This window comes from Brevundimonas sp. MYb52 (genome assembly GCF_002979535.1).
Taxonomy (GTDB): domain Bacteria; phylum Pseudomonadota; class Alphaproteobacteria; order Caulobacterales; family Caulobacteraceae; genus Brevundimonas.
On record NZ_PCPB01000007.1, the window covers coordinates 138,049 to 155,826 of the forward strand.

At 65.9% G+C, this 17,778-nt stretch carries 16 protein-coding genes; 8 read left to right on the forward strand and 8 right to left on the reverse strand.

Annotated features, from left to right (window positions below; translation table 11 throughout):
• The first annotated feature begins 67 nt into the window (after nt 1-67).
• From CQ039_RS09890 to CQ039_RS09905, 4 genes are all read left to right on the forward strand, one after another.
• Complete coding sequence (locus tag CQ039_RS09890; protein ID WP_105561904.1) at nt 68-1,036, forward strand: GAF domain-containing protein; 969 nt, start codon at nt 68-70, stop codon at nt 1,034-1,036.
• A gap of 133 nt (nt 1,037-1,169) precedes the next feature.
• Complete coding sequence (locus tag CQ039_RS09895; protein WP_105561903.1) at nt 1,170-2,687, forward strand: aldehyde dehydrogenase family protein; 1,518 nt, start codon at nt 1,170-1,172, stop codon at nt 2,685-2,687.
• 237 nt (nt 2,688-2,924) lie between these two features.
• On the forward strand, nt 2,925-3,473 hold the full coding sequence (locus CQ039_RS09900; RefSeq protein ID WP_105561902.1) for a heme NO-binding domain-containing protein: 549 nt from the start codon (nt 2,925-2,927) through the stop codon (nt 3,471-3,473).
• 11 nt (nt 3,474-3,484) lie between these two features.
• Entirely contained in the window at nt 3,485-5,344 is a 1,860-nt protein-coding gene (locus CQ039_RS09905) for a response regulator (protein ID WP_158255953.1), read from the forward strand.
• A 9-nt stretch (nt 5,345-5,353) separates the two neighbouring features.
• Here the strand turns inward: CQ039_RS09905 and CQ039_RS09910 are convergent, their stop codons facing one another.
• The 3 genes from CQ039_RS09910 to CQ039_RS09920 all read right to left on the reverse strand — a co-directional run bounded on the left by CQ039_RS09910 (nt 5,354) and on the right by CQ039_RS09920 (nt 8,341).
• The gene (locus CQ039_RS09910; RefSeq protein WP_105561900.1) at nt 5,354-5,566 is read right to left on the reverse strand and encodes a DUF2945 domain-containing protein; all 213 of its coding nucleotides are present in this window, start codon (nt 5,564-5,566) and stop codon (nt 5,354-5,356) included.
• A gap of 16 nt (nt 5,567-5,582) precedes the next feature.
• Nucleotides 5,583-6,527 carry a Dyp-type peroxidase gene (locus CQ039_RS09915; protein ID WP_105561899.1) on the reverse strand — a complete coding sequence of 315 codons (945 nt, stop codon included), beginning with the start codon at nt 6,525-6,527 and terminating at the stop codon, nt 5,583-5,585.
• Between the two features lie 68 nt (nt 6,528-6,595).
• Nucleotides 6,596-8,341, reverse strand: coding sequence for an acyl-CoA dehydrogenase (locus CQ039_RS09920; protein WP_105561898.1), 1,746 nt, complete (start codon nt 8,339-8,341; stop codon nt 6,596-6,598).
• 167 nt (nt 8,342-8,508) lie between these two features.
• On the opposite strand from CQ039_RS09920, the gene CQ039_RS09925 reads away from it, so the two are divergent.
• The gene (locus CQ039_RS09925; protein WP_199183576.1) at nt 8,509-9,261 is read left to right on the forward strand and encodes a FadR/GntR family transcriptional regulator; all 753 of its coding nucleotides are present in this window, start codon (nt 8,509-8,511) and stop codon (nt 9,259-9,261) included.
• 9 nt (nt 9,262-9,270) lie between these two features.
• On the opposite strand, the gene CQ039_RS09930 is transcribed toward CQ039_RS09925, so the two are convergent.
• The 4 genes from CQ039_RS09930 to CQ039_RS09945 form a co-directional block, all read right to left on the reverse strand.
• A complete protein-coding gene (locus CQ039_RS09930; RefSeq protein ID WP_105561897.1) occupies nt 9,271-10,065 on the reverse strand; it encodes a TlpA disulfide reductase family protein in 795 nt (264 codons plus the stop codon).
• Nucleotides 10,066-10,127: 62 nt separating this feature from the next.
• Nucleotides 10,128-11,294: a glutathionylspermidine synthase family protein gene (locus tag CQ039_RS09935; RefSeq protein ID WP_105561896.1), complete on the reverse strand. Its 1,167-nt coding sequence runs from the start codon at nt 11,292-11,294 to the stop codon at nt 10,128-10,130.
• Between the two features lie 3 nt (nt 11,295-11,297).
• Nucleotides 11,298-12,038 (reverse strand): PspA/IM30 family protein, encoded by a 741-nt coding sequence (locus tag CQ039_RS09940; RefSeq protein ID WP_105561895.1) that lies wholly within the window; start codon nt 12,036-12,038, stop codon nt 11,298-11,300.
• Nucleotides 12,039-12,053: 15 nt separating this feature from the next.
• Nucleotides 12,054-12,749 (reverse strand): YjfI family protein, encoded by a 696-nt coding sequence (locus CQ039_RS09945; protein WP_105561894.1) that lies wholly within the window; start codon nt 12,747-12,749, stop codon nt 12,054-12,056.
• Nucleotides 12,750-12,884: 135 nt separating this feature from the next.
• On the opposite strand from CQ039_RS09945, the gene CQ039_RS09950 reads away from it, so the two are divergent.
• The 3 genes from CQ039_RS09950 to CQ039_RS09960 are packed head-to-tail and all read left to right on the forward strand — an operon-like array spanning nt 12,885 to nt 14,584.
• Nucleotides 12,885-13,532, forward strand: a complete 648-nt coding sequence (locus CQ039_RS09950; protein WP_105561893.1) for a YjfK family protein — start codon at nt 12,885-12,887, stop codon at nt 13,530-13,532.
• 21 nt (nt 13,533-13,553) lie between these two features.
• A complete protein-coding gene (locus CQ039_RS09955; RefSeq protein WP_105561892.1) occupies nt 13,554-13,967 on the forward strand; it encodes a DUF350 domain-containing protein in 414 nt (137 codons plus the stop codon).
• Between the two features lie 5 nt (nt 13,968-13,972).
• Nucleotides 13,973-14,584: a DUF1190 domain-containing protein gene (locus CQ039_RS09960; protein WP_105562002.1), complete on the forward strand. Its 612-nt coding sequence runs from the start codon at nt 13,973-13,975 to the stop codon at nt 14,582-14,584.
• 96 nt (nt 14,585-14,680) lie between these two features.
• Here CQ039_RS09960 and CQ039_RS09965 read toward each other — a convergent pair whose 3' ends face one another.
• Nucleotides 14,681-17,545: a TonB-dependent receptor gene (locus CQ039_RS09965; protein WP_105561891.1), complete on the reverse strand. Its 2,865-nt coding sequence runs from the start codon at nt 17,543-17,545 to the stop codon at nt 14,681-14,683.
• Nucleotides 17,546-17,778 lie beyond the last annotated feature (233 nt).

Here is a 17,778-nt window from a genome sequence, read left to right on the forward strand (position 1 = left end):
GCGGCGCGTTGACGTCCGGCGAAGGGAAGGGCCAGATTGAGCGGAGGCGAACCTTGGGAGACCGAGCATGGCTGATCGGTTGCGCGGTGATCACGGCAGTCTGATCCGGCAGGCGCTGGACGAAGGGGCGGGCGCGCGCTCGGCCTTGGCGGCGTCATGGCGGCGGTCGATGACCCTCTACGGCCTTGATCCTGTCGATCATGGTCGGGTTGAGACCGTCACCGAGCAGCAACTGAATGAAGCGCGTCAGGCGATGGAGCCGCTGACCCGCGCCGCCGAGGGCGTGCTGGACCGCCTGTTCCTGGCGGTCGGCGGTGTGGGGTGTTGCGTTCTTTTGACCAATGCCGAGGGCGTGCCGGTCGAGCGGCGCGGGGCGGTCGCCGACGACGAGACCTTCCATCGCTGGGGCCTGTGGCCGGGCGCCGTCTGGTCCGAGGCGGTCGAGGGCACCAACGGCATCGGCACAGCTCTGGCCGAGCATCGCGCCGTGACCATTCACCGCGAACAGCATTTCCACGCCCGCAACACCGGCCTCAGTTGCATCACCCATCCCATCCACGACCACATGGGGCGGCTGGCCGGGGCGCTGGACGTGTCGTCGTGCCGAGCCGACGCGACCGAGGCCATACTCGGTCTGATCTCGGCCACGGTGGCCGATGCGGCGCGCGCCATCGAGGCCCAAACCTTCCGTCAGGCCTTCGCTGACGCACGGATCATCCTGGCGGGCGGTTCCAGCGAGCGGAACGCGGCGGCCCTGCTGGCCGTCGATCGGCACGACCTGGTGATCGGGGCCACGCGCGCGGCGCGCCTGTCGCTGTCCATCACGGACGAGCGGATCGCCGCCCAACTTCCAGCTTCGGATTTGCTGACGCCGGGCGGGGTCGAGGTTGATTTGCTGGAGGCGGAACGGGGGGCGGTGCGCCGCGCCCTGGCCCGCACCGGGGGCAATGTCTCGGCGGCCGCTCGGGCCCTGGGCGTCAGCCGCGCCACCCTGCACCGCAAGCTGCATCGTCTGGGCCTGATCGACCTGCACTGACCTGTCGCAATCCTGCGACAGGTTTGCGGCGCACCATTTCGGCGCCGACTGGCGTTCAGCCTTCTGCCGACCAAACTGGTCTCAAACGACGCCGGACAATCGGCGCCTCAGGAAACCAGCAGGAGGCTCTTCAGTGACCAAGCCCGAATTCATCCGCGCCGTGACCCCGAAATACAAGGCGCGCTACGACAACTTCATCGGCGGCCAGTGGGTCGCCCCGGTCAACGGCCGCTATTTCGAGAACACCTCCCCGGTGAACGGCCGCGTCCTGTGCGAGGTCGCTCGTTCGGACGCGGCCGACGTCGAACTGGCGCTGGACGCCGCTCACGCGGCCAAGGACGCCTGGGGCAAGACCAGCGTCGCTCAGCGCGCCCTGATCCTGAACCGCGTCGCCGACCGGATGGAGCAGAACCTGCAGGCCATTGCAGAAGCCGAGACCTGGGACAACGGCAAGCCGGTGCGCGAGACGCTGGCCGCCGACATTCCGCTGGCCATCGACCATTTCCGCTATTTCGCGGGCTGCATCCGGGCGCAGGAAGGCGGCATTTCGGAACTGGATAACGACACGGTCGCCTATCATTTCCATGAGCCGCTGGGCGTGGTCGGTCAGATCATTCCGTGGAACTTCCCCATCCTGATGGCGGCGTGGAAGATCGCCCCGGCCCTGGCGGCGGGCAACTGCATCGTGCTGAAGCCGGCCGAGCAGACGCCGGCCTCCATTCTGCTGCTGGCCGAGCTGATCCAGGACATCCTGCCGCCGGGCGTGCTCAACATCGTCTCGGGCACCGGCATCGAGGTCGGCGAGCCGTTGGCTACTAATCCGCGCATCGCCAAGATCGCCTTTACCGGCTCGACCGCCGTCGGCCAGAAGATCATGGAATACGCCACCCAGAACATCATCCCGGTGACGCTGGAGCTGGGCGGCAAGTCGCCGAACATCTTCTTCAAGGACGTGATGGACGCCGACGACGCCTTCCTGGACAAGGCGCTGGAAGGCTTCGCCATGTTCGCGCTCAATCAGGGCGAGGTCTGCACCTGCCCCAGCCGCGCCCTGATCCACGAAGACATCTATGAGGCCTTCATCGAGAAGGCGATCGCCCGCGTCGAGGCCATCAAGCAGGGCGACCCGCTGGACCCGACCACCCAGGTCGGCGCCCAGGCCTCTGACCAGCAGCTCAAGAAGATCCTGTCCTATCTGCAGATCGGCAAGGACGAGGGCGCCGAGGTGCTGACCGGCGGCGATCAGGCGGTGCTGAAGGATGACCTGGCCGGCGGCTATTACGTCAAGCCGACCGTATTCAAGGGCACCAACGACATGCGCGTCTTCCAGGAGGAGATCTTCGGTCCGGTTCTGGCCGTGACCACCTTCAAGACGCTGGAAGAGGCCATCGCCATCGCCAACGACACCGAATACGGCCTGGGCGCCGGCGTCTGGTCGCGCGACATGAACACCGCCTATCGCGCGGGCCGGGCCATCCAGGCGGGCCGCGTCTGGACCAACTGCTACCATCAGTATCCGGCTCACGCGGCCTTCGGCGGCTACAAGAAGTCGGGCATCGGGCGCGAGAACCACCGCATGATGCTGGACCACTATCAACAGACCAAAAATCTGCTGGTCAGCTACAGCCCCGACAAGCTGGGTTTCTTCTGATCTCGATCCAGGCGCGGACTTCGGTTCGCGCCTGTTCTTTTAGAGGGGCACGCAGGGGCCAGATAGAGGGTCGGATGGTCATGTCCATCGACTGACCGACACCCCGGCCGTGCCGGGGGCGTTAACACTTTGGACCCCGTCAGCACGCCGAATTTCGAGCGTGAACGTCGTTCTGTTAACTATATTACAAAGGATGGAAGCCTACCGGTCAGAGGAGCCTCTGGCTGGAGTAGGACTATGAAGGGTATCATCTTTAATCTGTTGCAGGACGTGGTCAGTCAGCACCACGGAGATGATGCCTGGGACGACCTGATCGATGCGGCGCAGGTCGATGGCGTCTATACGTCGGCCGGCAGCTATTCCGATGACGATCTTACGGCCTTGGTGGGCGCGGCTGCAGCCAGACTCGGTCTGTCGTCGGCCGACGTGCTGCGCTGGTTTGGCAGGGAGGCTATGCCGCATCTGGCCAGGCTCTTCCCCAACTTTTTCGAGGAGCACGTGTCGGCGCGAACCCTCGTCCTGGGGGTCAACGACATCATCCATTTCGAGATCCGCAAGATCTACGTCGGCGCATCATGCCCCCATTTTCATATCCGTGAGGAAGCAAACGGCAGCCTGAGCATGGACTATCGTTCGACTCGCCGATTGTGCGCCCTGGGCCAGGGCTTCCTGGAGGGGGTAGGCGATCACTATGACGAGCGCCTGGATGTGCAGCACCCGCAATGTATCGACCGAGGGGACACGGCTTGCATCTTCCATGTCCACTGGCCGCAGCTCGCCGCCTGACGAGGTGTAAATTGGACTTGGAGCACGACCACCTCGAACGCCTGGAGCGCCGCCTGCAGCGCGAGCGCGCCGCACGCCGCGCCGCAGAGGCCATTGTCGAGGGCAGCACTCGTGAGTTGTTCTTGCGGGCAGAGCGCCTTCGTCTGCTGGAGACGATCGCTGTCGCTTGCAATCTGAGCCAGGACCCGGACGCGGCATTGAAAGCCGCGCTGCAGGAGGTCTGCGGCTTCACCGGCTGGCCGGTCGGCCACGCCTTCATCCGCAAGCGCGGGCGTCGGGCCGTCATGAGGTCGACCGGGCTGTGGTGGACGCGGGACGGGGTTGAGGCTGCCGAGTTCTGCACCTTGTCCGAGGAGATCACCTTTACCGCCGGTGTCGGCCTGCCCGGCCAGGTCATGGCTGGGAAGTCCCCCATCTGGATTTCCGACGTCACCGCCGCTGACAACTTCCTGCGCACCGAGGTCGCCGAGCGATGCGGTTTGCGTGCGGCCTTCGCCTTTCCCGTCATGGTGGGGCGGGAGGTGGCGGCGGTGCTGGAATTCTTCTCCTACAAGGTGGCTGAACCGGACGAGGCCATCCTCAGGACCATGGCCCAGATCGGCGTTCAACTGGGGCGGGTGATCGAACGCAGTCGCGCCGAAGCTGAGGCCCGGGCCCGCAACGCCAAGCTGGAACGCATGGTCAAGGAAGCCGAGGCCCAGCGCGTCGCCGCCGAGGCCGCCAACCGCGCCAAGTCCGCCTTCCTGGCCGTGACCAGCCATGAGGTCCGCACGCCGCTGAATGCGGTGCTGGGGTTGACCGAGGGCCTGGCGCGCACGCCGCTTTCGCCCAAGCAGCAGGGGCTGGTGGACGGGGTGCGGGAATCCGGCGGTATGCTGCTGCGCTTGCTTAACGCTGTTCTGGATCTGGCCCAGATCGAGGCGGGCAAGATGTCGGCCCACATGGGAACCTTCGATCTGCGCAGCGCGATGGATGCCGTGGGGCGGGTCTGGACCCCGCGCGCCAAGGAAATGGGCGTGGACCTGATCGTCGACCTCGACGACCTGCCCGACGACTGCGCGCTTGTCTCGGACAAGGGCAAGGTGGAGCAGACCCTGGTCAACCTGTTGTCCAACGCCCTGAAATTCTCGCCGGAAGGCAGCGAGCTGGTGCTGGGGGTCGGCGCCCGGCGCATGCGAAACCGGTATCAGGTCCGTGTTGAGATCATCGACCAGGGGCCTGGGGTTTCTCCCGAAGATCGCGCGCGGATCTTCGAGGCCTTCGAACAGACGGATTCTGGCCGTCAGGTCGGCGGCACGGGGCTGGGACTGGCCATCTGCGCCGGCAACATGGCCAGCCTGGGCGGAACCATAGGCCAGGACGAGGCCCCTGACGGTCGTTGCCGCTTCTGGTTCGAATTCCCCGCTGAGGCCGGGGCTGCGGTTCAGGATGTCGATCCGGTCGAAGTTCTGGAGGAGACGATGGACCGTCCCCTGCGGGTCCTGGCCGCCGAGGACAACGCCGCCAACCAGCAGGTGCTGCAGGTCCTGCTGGAGCCCCTGGGCGTCGAACTGACCCTGGTCGAGGACGGTCTGGCGGCGCTCGAGGTCGTTCAGGTCAACGCTTTCGATCTGATCCTCATGGACGCCAACATGCCGCGCATGGACGGCGCCGAGGCAGTCCGGGCCATCCGCGCCCTTGGCGGCCTGCACAGAGAAATGCCGATCTTCATGCTGACCGCGAATGTCTTCGCCGAAGATGTCAGCCGCTATCGCGCCGCCGGCGTCGACGGGGTCCTGAAGAAGCCCATCGAGGTCGGCGAACTGTTCGCCGCGCTTGCCGGGGCGGCGGCGCGGATCGAACCGCTTGAGGCGATGGAAATGGCCGTTTAGGCGGCGGTATCAGCGAAGCAGGCTGAGGACCGCGCCCTTGTGGGCGGCCACGTGCTCAGTCCTGTCGCTCCTGATCTCGTATTGAGGCACGGCCGCTGTGGCGTGGTGGGTGTGCCCCTTGTAGTCGAAGTCCTGGGTGTGGACGGCGATGATGACGCCCGAGACGCGACCGGCTTCCGAGTTCCAGGCGACGTGATCGCCGATCCTGAACCTGTCGTCCATGCCGCGTCTCATTCGGTCAGGCCTCGACGTCGTCCAGGAAGTTCACCGTGGGAACGAAGAACAGCGACCCCGTCACGGCGCGGCTGAAGTCCAGCAGGCGATCATAGTTTCCGGGCGGCGAGCCGATGAACATGTTTTCCAGCATCCGCTCCATCCGGCCGGGTTCGCGGGCATAGCCCATGAAGTAGGTGCCGAACTCGCCCTTGCCGACCTCGCCGAAGGGCATGTTGTCGCGCACGATCTGCAACTGCTCGCCGTTTTCGTCGTCGATGTTGGTCAGGACGTTGTGGGCGTAGGGAGCCTTGGCCTCGTCCTTCATTTCGATGTCCGACAGCTTGAAGCGGCCGATGATGGCTTCCTGGCGTTCGACCGGCTGGGCGTTCCAGCCCTTCATGTCGTGCAGATATTTCTGGACGATGGCGTAGCTGCCGCCGGTGAAGTCGGGGTCCTCGTCGCCGACCAGGGCGGCGGCGCCGGCGACCTGGGGCACGGGGTTTTCCGTGCCGTCGACGAAGCCCAGAAGGTCGCGGTTGTCGAAAAATTTGAAGCCGTGGATCTCGTCCTCGGTGGTCACGGCGTCGCCCAGGCGATCCATGACGTGCATGGCCAGCTCGAAGCAGAGGTCAGGGCGCGCGGCGCGGATGTGCAGCAGAATGTCGCCCGGCGTCGAGACAGCGCGGTGAACGCCGTTGATCTCGCGGAAGGGATGCAGATCCTTAGGGCGGGGCGCGCCGAACAGCCGATCCCAGGCCTCTGACCCGAAGCCCATGACGCAGCTCAGTTCACCCTGCAGGTCGCGGAAGCCGACGCCGCGCAACAGGGAAGACAGGTCGCCGCACAGCTCACGCACGGCCGTCTCTGCCGCCTCGCCGGGAGCAATAGTCAGGACCAGAAACAGGGCCGCTGGCGTCAGCGGCGTGCAGACGGGCTGGGAAATCAGGATCGGGGCGTTGTCAGGCATAGGCGGTCCGTTTGGCGATTTGGCCGACTGTAGCGGTTGGACCGCGAGAATGCAGCGCCCGTCTGCGGTTAGAAGCAGTCGTTGGCGACGGCGGTGCTCAGGCCGCTGGTCGAAGCCGCCGTCGCCAGCCAGTGACGGACCTTGGGCAGTTCGAACTCGTAGAAGAAGCGACAGGCGAAGACCTTGCCGTCAAGGAAAGCGTCCGAACCGACCGCGCCGGCGGCCAGCGCCTGTTCGAGCCAGAGCCAGGCCGTGACGACATGGCCGAAGCCGCGCAAGAAGGCTGTCGCCTGGTCGAGGCGCGCTGTCGGGGGCAGGATCTGGATCGCATCGATGGTCTGTTTGACCTCGGCCCAGGCGGCCGTCAGGGCCTCGGCCAGAACGACCATGTTGGAGACGCCGCGCGCGCGTTTACAGGTCTCCAAGATGCGGCGCTCCAGCACCGCCATGCCCTGGCTGTCGGCGCGCAAGATCTTGCGGCCCAGCAGGTCGAGGCCCTGAATGCCGGTGGTCCCTTCATGAATCGGATTGAGCCGGTTCTCACGATACAATTGCTCGACGTCGAAATCGCGAGTGTAGCCGTAGCCGCCGTGAATCTGGATGGCGATGTCATTGGCCGCCAGGCCGTGCTCGGAGGGCCAGGTCTTGGCCACAGGGGTCAGCAGCCCCAACAGCGCGACGGCCTCAGCGTCATCAGGCTGATCGACCAGCTTGGCGCAGTAGAGACACAGCGCGAGGGCGCCCTCGACATAGACTTTCTGCGTCAGCAGCATCTGGCGGACGTCGGGATGTTCGATAATGGCGACCGCGCGGCCGTCGGGACTCTGACCCTGAATGCGTTCCTGGGCATAGCGCAGGGCATGACGATAGCCGCGATAGCCAAGGGCGGCGGCGCCCAGGCCCACGCCGATCCGCGCTTCGTTCATCATCAGGAACATCTGCTGCAGGCCGCGTCCGGCCTCGCCGATGCGCCAGCCGATCGCGCCTTCGCCCTCGCCGAAGTTCAACAGGCAGTTGCTGGCGCCGCGATAGCCCATCTTGTGGTTCAGACCCGCGACGCTGACGTCGTTGCGCTGACCATCGGGCAGGATCTTGGGAACGATGAACAGTGACAGGCCGCTGGTCCCGTCGGGCAGGCGGCCGTCCGCGAGCGGGATCTTGGCCAGCACCAGGTGGACGATGTTTTCGCTGATGTCCTGATCCCCGCCCGAGATCCACATCTTGTTGCCAGACAGGCGATAGCGCGGCCCCAGATGGTCTTCCCCGTCAGCGACGGCCTTGGTGCGCACGTCGGCCAGGTTCGATCCGGCCTGGGGCTCCGACAGGCACATGGTGCCGAACCAGCGCCCGGCGATTTCTGGCAAGGCGAAGGTCTCGACCTGGGCTGCCGAACCGAAGGTGGCGATGAGGCGCGCGTTGGCCGTGGTCAGCATCGGATAGGCGGACGTGGCGATATTGGCGGCGGCGAAGAAGGAGAAGGAGGCCATGCTGGCCAGGAAGGGCAGGCCCAGACCGCCGAGGTCTTCGCTGAAGCCTGCGGAGAACAGGCCGAGCTCGGCATATTGTTCCAGCGCTGGCTTGATCGCCGGCAGGGTCACGACCTGGCCGTTCTCGAGGCGAGGTTCGATCTCGTCGGACGCCTTATGGTGGGGCAGGAAAAGGTTGGCGGCCAAGGCTTCGGAGAGGTCGAGCACGGCGTCGATGCTCTCGCGGTTGTGGTCGGCGAAGGCAGGCGTGGCGAACAGGGTCTCCATCTTCAGCCAATCGTGCAGCATGAAGTCGAGGTCGCGGCGGACGATCAGGGGGTGGGTCATGCGCTCAACTCTCTGAAGATGCCGTTGCAGCCGGAAGCTCGACCACAGATCTCGAGGCGGGATGGTTCTGCATCATGCGGATGGGCACGGAACACTCTCACCAGGGTTTTGTGGGAACGGCGACGTCTGATAGCCTATTGTTGGATTGTTGGACAAAGAGAGTCTAGGTGCCAAATCAGCTGAAGCGTCTGACGATCCCTCGCGCCTATGAGGCGGTGCATCGGGCGCTGCAGGAAGAAATCCTGAGCGGTCGGATCGCGACCGGCGCGCCGCTGCCGACCGAAACCGAACTGGCGGAGCAATTCGGCGTCACGCGACATACTGTGCGCGAGGGGATGCGGGCGCTGGAGCAGAGCGGGCTGGTCCGGCGCCAGGCTGGCCGCCGCCTGCACGCGGCCCTGCCGCATCATGAAGAACTGGCGCCGCGGGGGTCGCGCGCCCTGTTGATGCAGGGGGTGACGTTTCGCGAGCTATGGGAAGTCGCGTTGAGGCTGGAGGTCTGCGCCGCCGAACTGGTGGCGCCGTTCATCGACGATGCTCTGATCGAAAATCTCGAAGCCAATTTGCGAGCTATGGAGGCGGCGCTGGCGGAGGGGCGGTCAGTGATTGCCCTCGACGTGGCCTTCCACGCCCTCATCGCTGAGGCGACGGGCAATCGCGTGCTGTTGATGTCGCGCGAACCCGTCTCGCTGCTCTTCTATCCCTCGCTTGAAAAGCTGTTCAGTCATCCTGCCACGGGTGAACGATCGCCTGGCCGTGTGGTGCAGGCGCACCGGGAGATCATTCGAGCGATGCGCGCCGGGGACGCCAAGGCCGTGCGCGACTGGATGGAGCGGCACATTATGGATTTCCGCCGAGGCTATGATCTGGCGGGCATCGAATTGGATCGCCCCGTGGACACCAGGATCGAGCGCTCATAGGCGGGTCAGTCAGCGCAGTCGGGCGATTTCGGCAGCGATCCGCTCGGGCGCGATCTCGCCCATGTGGGCCTTGGCCAGACGGCCGTCGGCGTGAAGAAACAGCGTCACGGGGATGCCGACGGTGCGGTAGTGACGCTGTGTCGCCATGCTCGGGTCGAGCAGCAGGTGATCGAAGGTCAGGGCCTCTCGCCGCAGGAAGGCGCTGATCTTGTCTGCGCCTTCGCCCTGATTGACGAGCAGGAAGCGCACCTCGGGATGATCGCGTTCGGCCTGGGCCAGGGCGGGCATTTCGCGGCGGCATGGGGCGCACCATGTGGCCCACAGATTGATCACGGTCGGCCGCCCGTCGCTCTGCGCCAGATCGACCGGCGGCCCGTCCAGCGCCCCCAGGGTCAGGGGCGGCGGGGGCAGGGGCTCGGTGGCGGTGGCCAGGTGATGGGCCGTCGTCCAGACCAGGGCGGCGGTCGCCAGCGGCGCGATCGCCCAGGCCCGCTCGTATCGGGTCCGCAACAGAAAGATCAGGGACAGGGCGACGACGGGCAGGACCCAAAGCCAGTTGAACCCGCCCTGCCAGACGGCGAGGGCGCGCAGCGGATCGTCGCTGAAATAGGCCCAGTGGCCGGCGACGTGGGCCAGGCGGGCGACGGCCACGCCGCCGAGAACGACGACGGTGCTCCACAGGTTGAAGCGCGGGCTGACACGGCTGGCCAGCAGGCCGGTTCCGATCAGGAAGACAAAGACGCCCGCCAGGATCGCAAAGCGCTCGCCCGACAGCATCAGGGGGCCAAGAGTGATCGTATCCATGCGGTTCTCAGGCTGCGCCGACAACCGGCCTTGGCAGCCTGGGTCGCCGGATAGGCCGTACTCTAGTCTCGGATGAAGTGGGGCAGGAAGCGCGAGGTATTGCGGGTGACTAGGCTGGTGTCCTCGCGCAGACTCATCCCGGCGGCCTCGTCGCCGACGACCCAGGAGCCGACGATGACATGGTTGCCGTCAAAGCTGGGCGGGTTGCACAGGGCCTGACGAATCCAGCGCCCGCCGCCGTAGCCGCCGTCTATGATCTCGGCGACGCTGCGGCCCTGTTCGATCAGTTCGACATTGGCGCCCTCGCGCGAGAACAGGGGCTTTCGCACGTAGGAGGAGCCGAGCGCCGCATGGGCCGGGTCGTCCTCGAAATAGGCCTCCAGCAGGTTGGGGTGGCCTGCATGGCGTTCCCACAAAAGGGGCAGGATGCCCTTGTTGGACAGCAGGCTCTTCCACGCGGGTTCCAGCACCGTCACGCCCGCAGTCGGCATGGGAGCGGCGTAGTCGTCGCGCAGCATCTGCTCCCACGGATAGAGCTTGAACATCGCCTGGATGATCCAGTTCTCGTGGTCCACGAACTGGCCGTCGGCGTTCAGGCCGATCTGGTCAATGGCCACGAACTGCGGGTCCAGCCCGGCCTGCTGGGCCAGGTCTTCGAGGAAGCGCACCGTCTGGCGGTCCTCGACGAAGTCGGCGTCCGAGGCGAAGTGGACAAAGCCGCCGTTGGGGAAGATGGCGCGGAACCGATCGACCAGCTTCTCGTGCAGGCTGTTGAACTGATCGACGTCGGCGGGCAGGACGCCGGCCTTGATCTGATCCTCCAGCCACAGCCACTGGAACACCGCCGTCTCATAGATGCTGGTCGGGGTGTCGGCGTTGTATTCGTAGAGCTTGGCCGGGCCTGTGCCGTCATAGGCGAAGTCGAAGCGCCCATAGAGCGACGGATCGCCCCGGTTCCAACTGTCGGCCACGTAGTCCCGCATGGGCTGGGGGATGTCGAGCTGCTCCATCAGCCGCTCGGACTGGACCGCCTCGGCGACCAGGTCCAGGCACATGGCGTGCAGTTCCTCGGTCGGCGCCTCGATCCCGTCCTCGACCTCGGCCATGGTGAAGGCGTAGGCGGCGGTTTCGTCCCAATAGAGCTCGCCGCCGGTGTGTCGCCAGGTGAAGCCGAGGCTGTCGGCCTGGGCGTCCCAGTCGGGGCGGGGATCAAGGCGCAGACGTTGCATGGATCAGGCGGGGTCCTTGTCGGGCGTTGCTTGACCGATGCGCGGGGTGACGATGGTCACATCCTTCTGGGTCAGGCGGGCCAAGACGTCGTCGGCCGAGGAATGGCCGGGCAGGATGCCGGCGTCGCGCAGCTTGGCGTCCAGATCGGCGCCGGTGCGGCGGTCTTCCAGGGCCTGGTTCTCGCGCAGTTTTTCTTCCTGAACGGCCTGGCGCTGCTTGATGCGCTGCAGGCTGTCGGCGGCCGAGCCGATGCGCGAGTTGGCGCCGGCCGAGTTCATGGCGACCGAGGTCTGGGCCCGCTGCACGGACTCGTTGACCTTGACGATGTCGATCTCGCGACGAAGCGTCTCGATCTTCTGGTCGGTCGAGGCGATGGCGGTGCGCAGGCGCGTCTCGGCCGTCTTCATGTCCTCGATCAGCGGGCCGCGGGTCGAGATTTCGACCTCCAGTTCGGCGATGCGGACGGCGACTTCGCGCGCCAGATCGGTCTTGCCCTGGCCCAGGGCCGAGCGGGCCGAGCTTTCGTACTTGCCGATCTGGTCGTGGAAGCTGGCCATCTCGTTCTCGGCCATGCGGCGGCGCGCCACCAGACCGGCCAGGTCGTCGCGGGCCTTGCCCTGGGCGTTGTCGGCGTCGCGGATTTCCTGATCGAGGATCTTCAGCGCATTGGCGTCGACGACGCCCTGGGCTGCGTCATGGGCGGTTCCGCGGAACAGGGCGGATAGTTTTCTGAGCATGGACATGGTCGGGTTTCCGGATCAGGCGGCGTCGGCGCCGAAGGTTTCGCGCAGTTCGGTGGCGTCGATGGCGTTTTCCGCCAGGGTGCGCAACTCGATCAGGATGGTTTGCAGCGTCGTCTTGCACGACAGCTCGCCCATCAGTTCATAGACGTCTTCGCCGCCGACGTTGGTGATGGCGAAGTTGGACAGCGGCACCACGCGCTGGGCCTTCAGCAGGAACTCGTTGAAGGCGTGGCGGTCGGCCTGTTCGGCCACGGGCCACAGCAGCACCGAACAGACGATCTGGGCGCCGCCGACGCTGAGATAGACGGGCAGGTCGCCGTATTCGTGCATGGTCGCCAGCAGCACCGGCTCGGCGCCTTCCAGCACGCGCAGGGTCATCTCGCCGTCGCGGACCAGGGGCGAGCCGTCCAGCGCGTCCTTGATGGCCGGCACGGTCCAGGGGGTTTCGATCACGGCGTCCATGTGGTGGTCGTCTCCAGAAGTGATGGGATCAGAAGTGGGGCGGCGCGATCCGCCGGCAAGGTTGCGACCGGCCAAATGGGGGCCGCGCGTCGAATCGGTCAGGATGGCGCGGACGGCGGCCTTCACGTCGTCGCGTGCGGCCTCGGGCACCCAGAGCTCCAGCTTGACCAGTCCGGCCTCACGGCGCGCCTGTCGCCACGCACGAATGCGCTCGGTCGCAGCGGAGGAAGGGGCGGGCGGCTTGGTCATGTTTCATGTAACGCGTAACATGAACGCTTGACATCGGGCAATGCAGGACGGAATTTCAAACCATGATCCGCATCATTCGGTCGCACCGCCTGTGTTTGCTCGCAGTCGGCGCGCGGCAGGCCTAGATAGTCGCCCATGTTCAAGAAGCTTTTCGGACAGTCGGGCAAGGCCGCGCCCGCCCCGCAGTTGGCGATGGTGCGCAACATCACCGTGGGCCGCACCGTGGCGCTGGACCCGCTGGCCTGGCGCCGGCTGGGCGAGGAGACGCATTTCACGTTGGACCGCGACGTGCTGGACATCACGGCCCAGGGTCTGGTCAGTCTGGACGGCGGGCAGTTCGTCCACCGCTTCTACACCGACGACCACGTCATGCTTCAGGCCATGAGCGACGACGAGGCGGGGGCGGTCAGCTATGACTTCAGCCTGTTCGTGCCCTGGAGTTCGGCCTATCCGCCGAATGAGCGCGAACGCCGCGTTTGGCGCGACCGCCTGTCGGCGCCGGTGTTTCATGGCGCGGCTGAGGACCTGCCCGACTATCCGCGCTTCTGGTTCGCCGAGAGCGACGCCATTCAGCCGCCCGTCACCCTGTGGGAGACCATCTGGGACGACCGCGCGGCGACGACGCCTTACGCCAGGATCTTCCAGACCTGTATGCTGTACGGGCGCGATCTGGCAGGCGGACGCGAACTGATGATCGCCCTGGAGCAGCAGCCGGAGGGCGGCGAGACGACGCACGAAATCATGATCGGCATTCCGCTGGAAATGGCCGAGTTCCGCGCCTGACGGCGCCTGGGGAGAAGCAAGATGTTTGACTGGTTCGGATTTCAGCAAGGGGCGATCGCCTTCCTGATCGCCTTCGCCCTGGCCGGGGTCTTCACCCTGGCGTTCAAGCTGATCTACCAGTGGGTCACGCCCTATCACGAGCATACGCTGATCCGCGAAGGCAACACGGCCGCCGCCATCGCCCTGGGCGGTGCGCTGATCGGCTATGTCCTGCCCTTGGCCTCGGCCCTGTCGCACACCGTCAGCCTGATGGAGTTCGCCGCCTGGGCCCTGCTGGCCGGCGTCATTCAGATCCTGGTCTTCGTCACCATCAGCCGCCTGGCCTTCCGCAACCTGGTCGTCCGCATCGAGGCGGGCGAGATCGCAGCGGCGGTCTATCTGGCCGCCATCTCCATCTGCGTCGGGCTGCTGAACGCCGCCTGCATGACGGCGTGAGCGCCATGACCAACCAAACGCCGACTGAAACCAAGACCATGCGCAAGCTGAAGCGCTCGCGCGTCCTGCATGTCAGCAGCCTGATGGCCACCGCCAGCTTCTCGCTGGCCGCCTGCGGCGCGCCTCAGGTCGCCGCGCCCGAGCCCGAGCCGGTTCAGGCCTACACCTCGCTGGAGGAATGCCGCGCCGCCAACGACCTCTCTGACGCCGAGTGCGATGCGGCCCAGGCCGCCGCGCAGAAGGCCGCCGCCGAGACCGCGCCGCGCTACGCCACCCAGTCCGAATGCGAGGGCCAGTGGGGGCCGTCCCAGTGCCAGCCGAACCAGAGCGGTGGCGGCTCCTTCTTCACCCCGCTGCTGACCGGCTTCATCGTCGGCCAGATGCTGAGCGGCGGCGGTTATCGCGGCGGCGGCCCCCTGTATCGCGACCGGGACGGCCGTTATTCCAACGGCTATGGCGGCGGTTACACCTATCGCGACTACCGTACCGGCAAGACCCTGACCAACGGCCGCGAACACGGCGACGTGGCGCGTCAGGCGCCCAGCCGGGTGCAGAGCCGCACCACGGTCGTCTCGCGCGGCGGCTTCGGCGGCGGCGGACGCGGCTACGGCGGCTAAACCCGCTGCCTTTCTTCTGCTGCGCCAAAAAAGAAGGCGCCGGCGATCAGATCGCCGGCGCCGAAGTCATCGCTCAGGAGTGCGATGTGTCGGGTGTCAGAACTTGTAGCGGGCGCCCACGAAGACCTGGCGGCCGGTGTGGTGATAGACGTAGGTGCTGTCACGCACGCCATCGAGTTCGCTGTGGTTCTGGCGGTTGGCTTCGTCGGTCAGGTTGATGCCTTCAATCGACAGAGCCAGCTTCTCCGTCACGTTGAACGAGGCTGAGGCGTCGATGCTGAGCGTCTCGGTCTTGCCGGTGACGGCGATGCCGCGCGTGCCGCCGTTGGCTGCCGGAACCTGCTGATAATAGCTGTCGCGATAGGCGGCCGAGACGCGAGCGTTGAAGCGACCGTCGTCGTAATACAGCGTGGCGTTCCAGGCGTCAGGCGACAGGTTCACCAGATTGGCCGTGACATAGACGTTGCAAGCCGCCGTCGTGCAGTAGTCGATTTCCGACTCGACGTGCGTGAAGTTGGCCTGGACGCCCAGGTTCGAGAAGGCGCCCGGCAGGAAGGTGAAGGGCTGCTGGTAGCTGATCTCGAAGCCCGTCAGCGGACCGCCCGGCGTATTGGTGGGCGTGCTGAAGGTATATTCGTCGCCAGCCGGACGGTCGGGCGCGGCTGGGAAGGCTTCGGGGTTCATCGCCGTCAGTTCGGCGTAGGTCATCTTCTGCTGGGTCGTCTGCACATAGGTCGAGATATCCTTGTAGAAGACGGCGAAGGACAGCAGGGATTCAGGCGCGAAATACCACTCCAGCGACAGGTCGAAGGTGTCGGCGCGGTAGGGGTCCAGGTTGACGTTGCCCAGCGACGCCGTGCGGTTGGCCGCGCCGACCGCGCTCAGGGACAGGGTCGGCACCAGGCTGGTCACCGGCGGGCGCGACATGACGCGAGCGGCGCCGAAGCGGACCATGACGTTCTCGATCGGCTCGATCGACAGGTTCAGTGACGGCAGGATGTCGTCATAGGTGTTGGCGCCGCTGACGCGCGTCGTCACGCCGTTGAGGGCGGAATAGCCGGCGGCCTCGACCTCGGTATTGACCCAGCGCGCGCCGAAGTTGCCACGAACCGGCATGCTGGCCCATTCGGTGTTCCAGTCCAATTGAGCCCACAGGCCGGTGTCCTTTTCGGTCACATCGCGCCAGTTGCCCAGAGCGGTCGAGCCGTTCTCCAGACCCAACAGACGGAAGTCGCCGCCGGACACGCCGGTGTCGCATAGGCAGTCGGCGCCATAGGCCTTCATGATGGCGTCGAGGTTGGGCGAGATCCAGGCGGTCGCCGACCCGGAGGGCAGGTCGAGGTTCTTGCCGAAGCCTTCGAGCAGATAGGTCAGGTCGCCGATCGAGGTCCCAGCCGGCATGGCGGGCGCGACGTTGGTCTTGCGCGCATAACCCGAGCCCTGGGACTGATATTCCTTGTAGCTGGCGCCGACCTTGAAGGTCATGCGGTCGTCGATGTCGAACTCGAAGCCGCCCTCGAAGGTGGTGTAGGTGTTGGATTGCTCGCTGGACAGGATGCGCAGTTCCGACTGCGGGGCCACGCCGCCGGGGGCAGGGCCGGTGATCGTCCACTGGTTCGGGTCGGTGACGTCGAAACCATAGACGATCTTGGGCAGATCGCGGTTTTCGCGGAAGTCGATCGACCAGCCGTCGCCGTCCTGATGGTCGATGATGGCGTTGACCTGCAGCGGGTTGCCGAACTCGGACTTGGAGCGACCGGCCACGCCGCGGAAGCGCACGGTGTCCGAGAAGTCGTGTTCGACTTCCAGGGTGTATTGCGTGAATTCACTCTTCAGGATGTCGAAGCGTTCCTCGGTGCGCATGTCCATGTCATCGAGGCGCAGATAGACAAGTTCGCCCGTGTTCGGGTCGGCGATGGCTTCGACGATGTCGACCTGGGGCTTCCCGCCCTGGGAGGCGTTGCGGCTCAGCGACCAAGCTTCGAGGAAGTTCTCCTTCCGGGTCGAGTCGAGCTTGGAATACAGGCCATCCAGGCTGATGGTCGTCGCGTCCGACGGGCGCCACTGCAGCGACAGGGTCGCGCCGATGCGCTCCTGTTCATGGCTCAGCCGACCGTAACGGGGGATGCGCGGGTGGAACAGGCCGCCCGCCGCGTCCTTTCCGCCGGGCAGGGCGTCGGGGTTCTGGAAGCCGTTGTCGCCGCTGGCAGGCCCCCAACGCACCGAGCTGAAGCCCTCTTCGATCGAGCTCTTGTCGCTGTAGGCCAGCGACAGCAGGGCGCCGAACTTGCCGTCCATCCAGGTGTTGGAGATCAGGCCAGCGAAGCGCGGGCTCCACTCTTCGGACAGGTCATTGTAGCCGCCCTGGGCCGAGGCGACGGCGGTGAAACCCGGATAGTCGAACGGACGCGCGGTGCGCAGATCGACGGTGGCGCCCAGCGAGCCTTCCTCGACCTCGGCCGAGGCGGTCTTGCGGACGGTGATGTTGTTGAACAGCTCGGAAGCGAAGACGTTGAAGTCGAAGCCGCGCCCACGGTTCACGCCGCCTGACGAGTCGGTCGCCCCGGTCGTGGCCTGGGCCTCGATGCCGTTGATGCGCGTGCGGGTGAACTCCGAGCTCAGGCCGCGCACGGTGATCGAGCGCCCCTCGCCGGCGTCGCGGTCGATGGACACGCCGGGGATGCGCTGGATCGACTCCGCCAGGTTGGTGTCGGGGAAGTCGGCGATGTCCTCGGCCGAGATGGCGTCGACGACGCCGGCTTCGCGACGCTTGATGTTCAGAGCGTTCTGCAGGCTGGCGCGGAAGCCGGTGACGACGATTTCATCGACGGTGGTGGCTTCCTGATCCGCGGATCCGGTGTCTTGCGCCTGAGCGGCGCCGGCCGCCAGAGCAAGGGTGAGCGCGCCCAGCGAGGCGCCAAGGGTCAGCGCATAACGCGCACGGGTAGCGTGTTGGGTCATCTGTGTCCTCCTCCCAGTTAGGCCTTTCGGGGATCGTGCGTCCCCGTTCCAGCCGCCGCGATCGCGGGAACCGGTGTCATTTGGCGTTTGTCAGCCTCTGCTACCGGTGTCATACAAAGCTACGCACAGTTTCCAGCATGTGGCAAGACAATGGCGAACGTCGGTTGCCGCAACGCTGGAAGCCTTGATCGTGCCGACCAGAACACCAACGACCGACCGCAACAGATGGTCGG

Bases quoted from the DNA above. Each gene is read 5' to 3' on its own strand.
- CQ039_RS09930 (WP_105561897.1), bottom strand. From the start codon at position 10,065: ATGGATACGATCACTCTTGGCCCCCTGATGCTGTCGGGCGAGCGCTTT.
- CQ039_RS09935 (WP_105561896.1), bottom strand. From the start codon at position 11,294: ATGCAACGTCTGCGCCTTGATCCCCGCCCCGACTGGGACGCCCAGGCC.
- CQ039_RS09910 (WP_105561900.1), bottom strand. From the start codon at position 5,566: ATGGACGACAGGTTCAGGATCGGCGATCACGTCGCCTGGAACTCGGAA.
- CQ039_RS09965 (WP_105561891.1), bottom strand. From the start codon at position 17,545: ATGACCCAACACGCTACCCGTGCGCGTTATGCGCTGACCCTTGGCGCC.
- CQ039_RS09950 (WP_105561893.1), top strand. From the start codon at position 12,885: ATGTTCAAGAAGCTTTTCGGACAGTCGGGCAAGGCCGCGCCCGCCCCG.
- CQ039_RS09945 (WP_105561894.1), bottom strand. From the start codon at position 12,749: ATGACCAAGCCGCCCGCCCCTTCCTCCGCTGCGACCGAGCGCATTCGT.
- CQ039_RS09960 (WP_105562002.1), top strand. From the start codon at position 13,973: ATGACCAACCAAACGCCGACTGAAACCAAGACCATGCGCAAGCTGAAG.
- CQ039_RS09940 (WP_105561895.1), bottom strand. From the start codon at position 12,038: ATGTCCATGCTCAGAAAACTATCCGCCCTGTTCCGCGGAACCGCCCAT.
- CQ039_RS09900 (WP_105561902.1), top strand. From the start codon at position 2,925: ATGAAGGGTATCATCTTTAATCTGTTGCAGGACGTGGTCAGTCAGCAC.
- CQ039_RS09915 (WP_105561899.1), bottom strand. From the start codon at position 6,527: ATGCCTGACAACGCCCCGATCCTGATTTCCCAGCCCGTCTGCACGCCG.
- CQ039_RS09955 (WP_105561892.1), top strand. From the start codon at position 13,554: ATGTTTGACTGGTTCGGATTTCAGCAAGGGGCGATCGCCTTCCTGATC.
- CQ039_RS09890 (WP_105561904.1), top strand. From the start codon at position 68: ATGGCTGATCGGTTGCGCGGTGATCACGGCAGTCTGATCCGGCAGGCG.
- CQ039_RS09920 (WP_105561898.1), bottom strand. From the start codon at position 8,341: ATGACCCACCCCCTGATCGTCCGCCGCGACCTCGACTTCATGCTGCAC.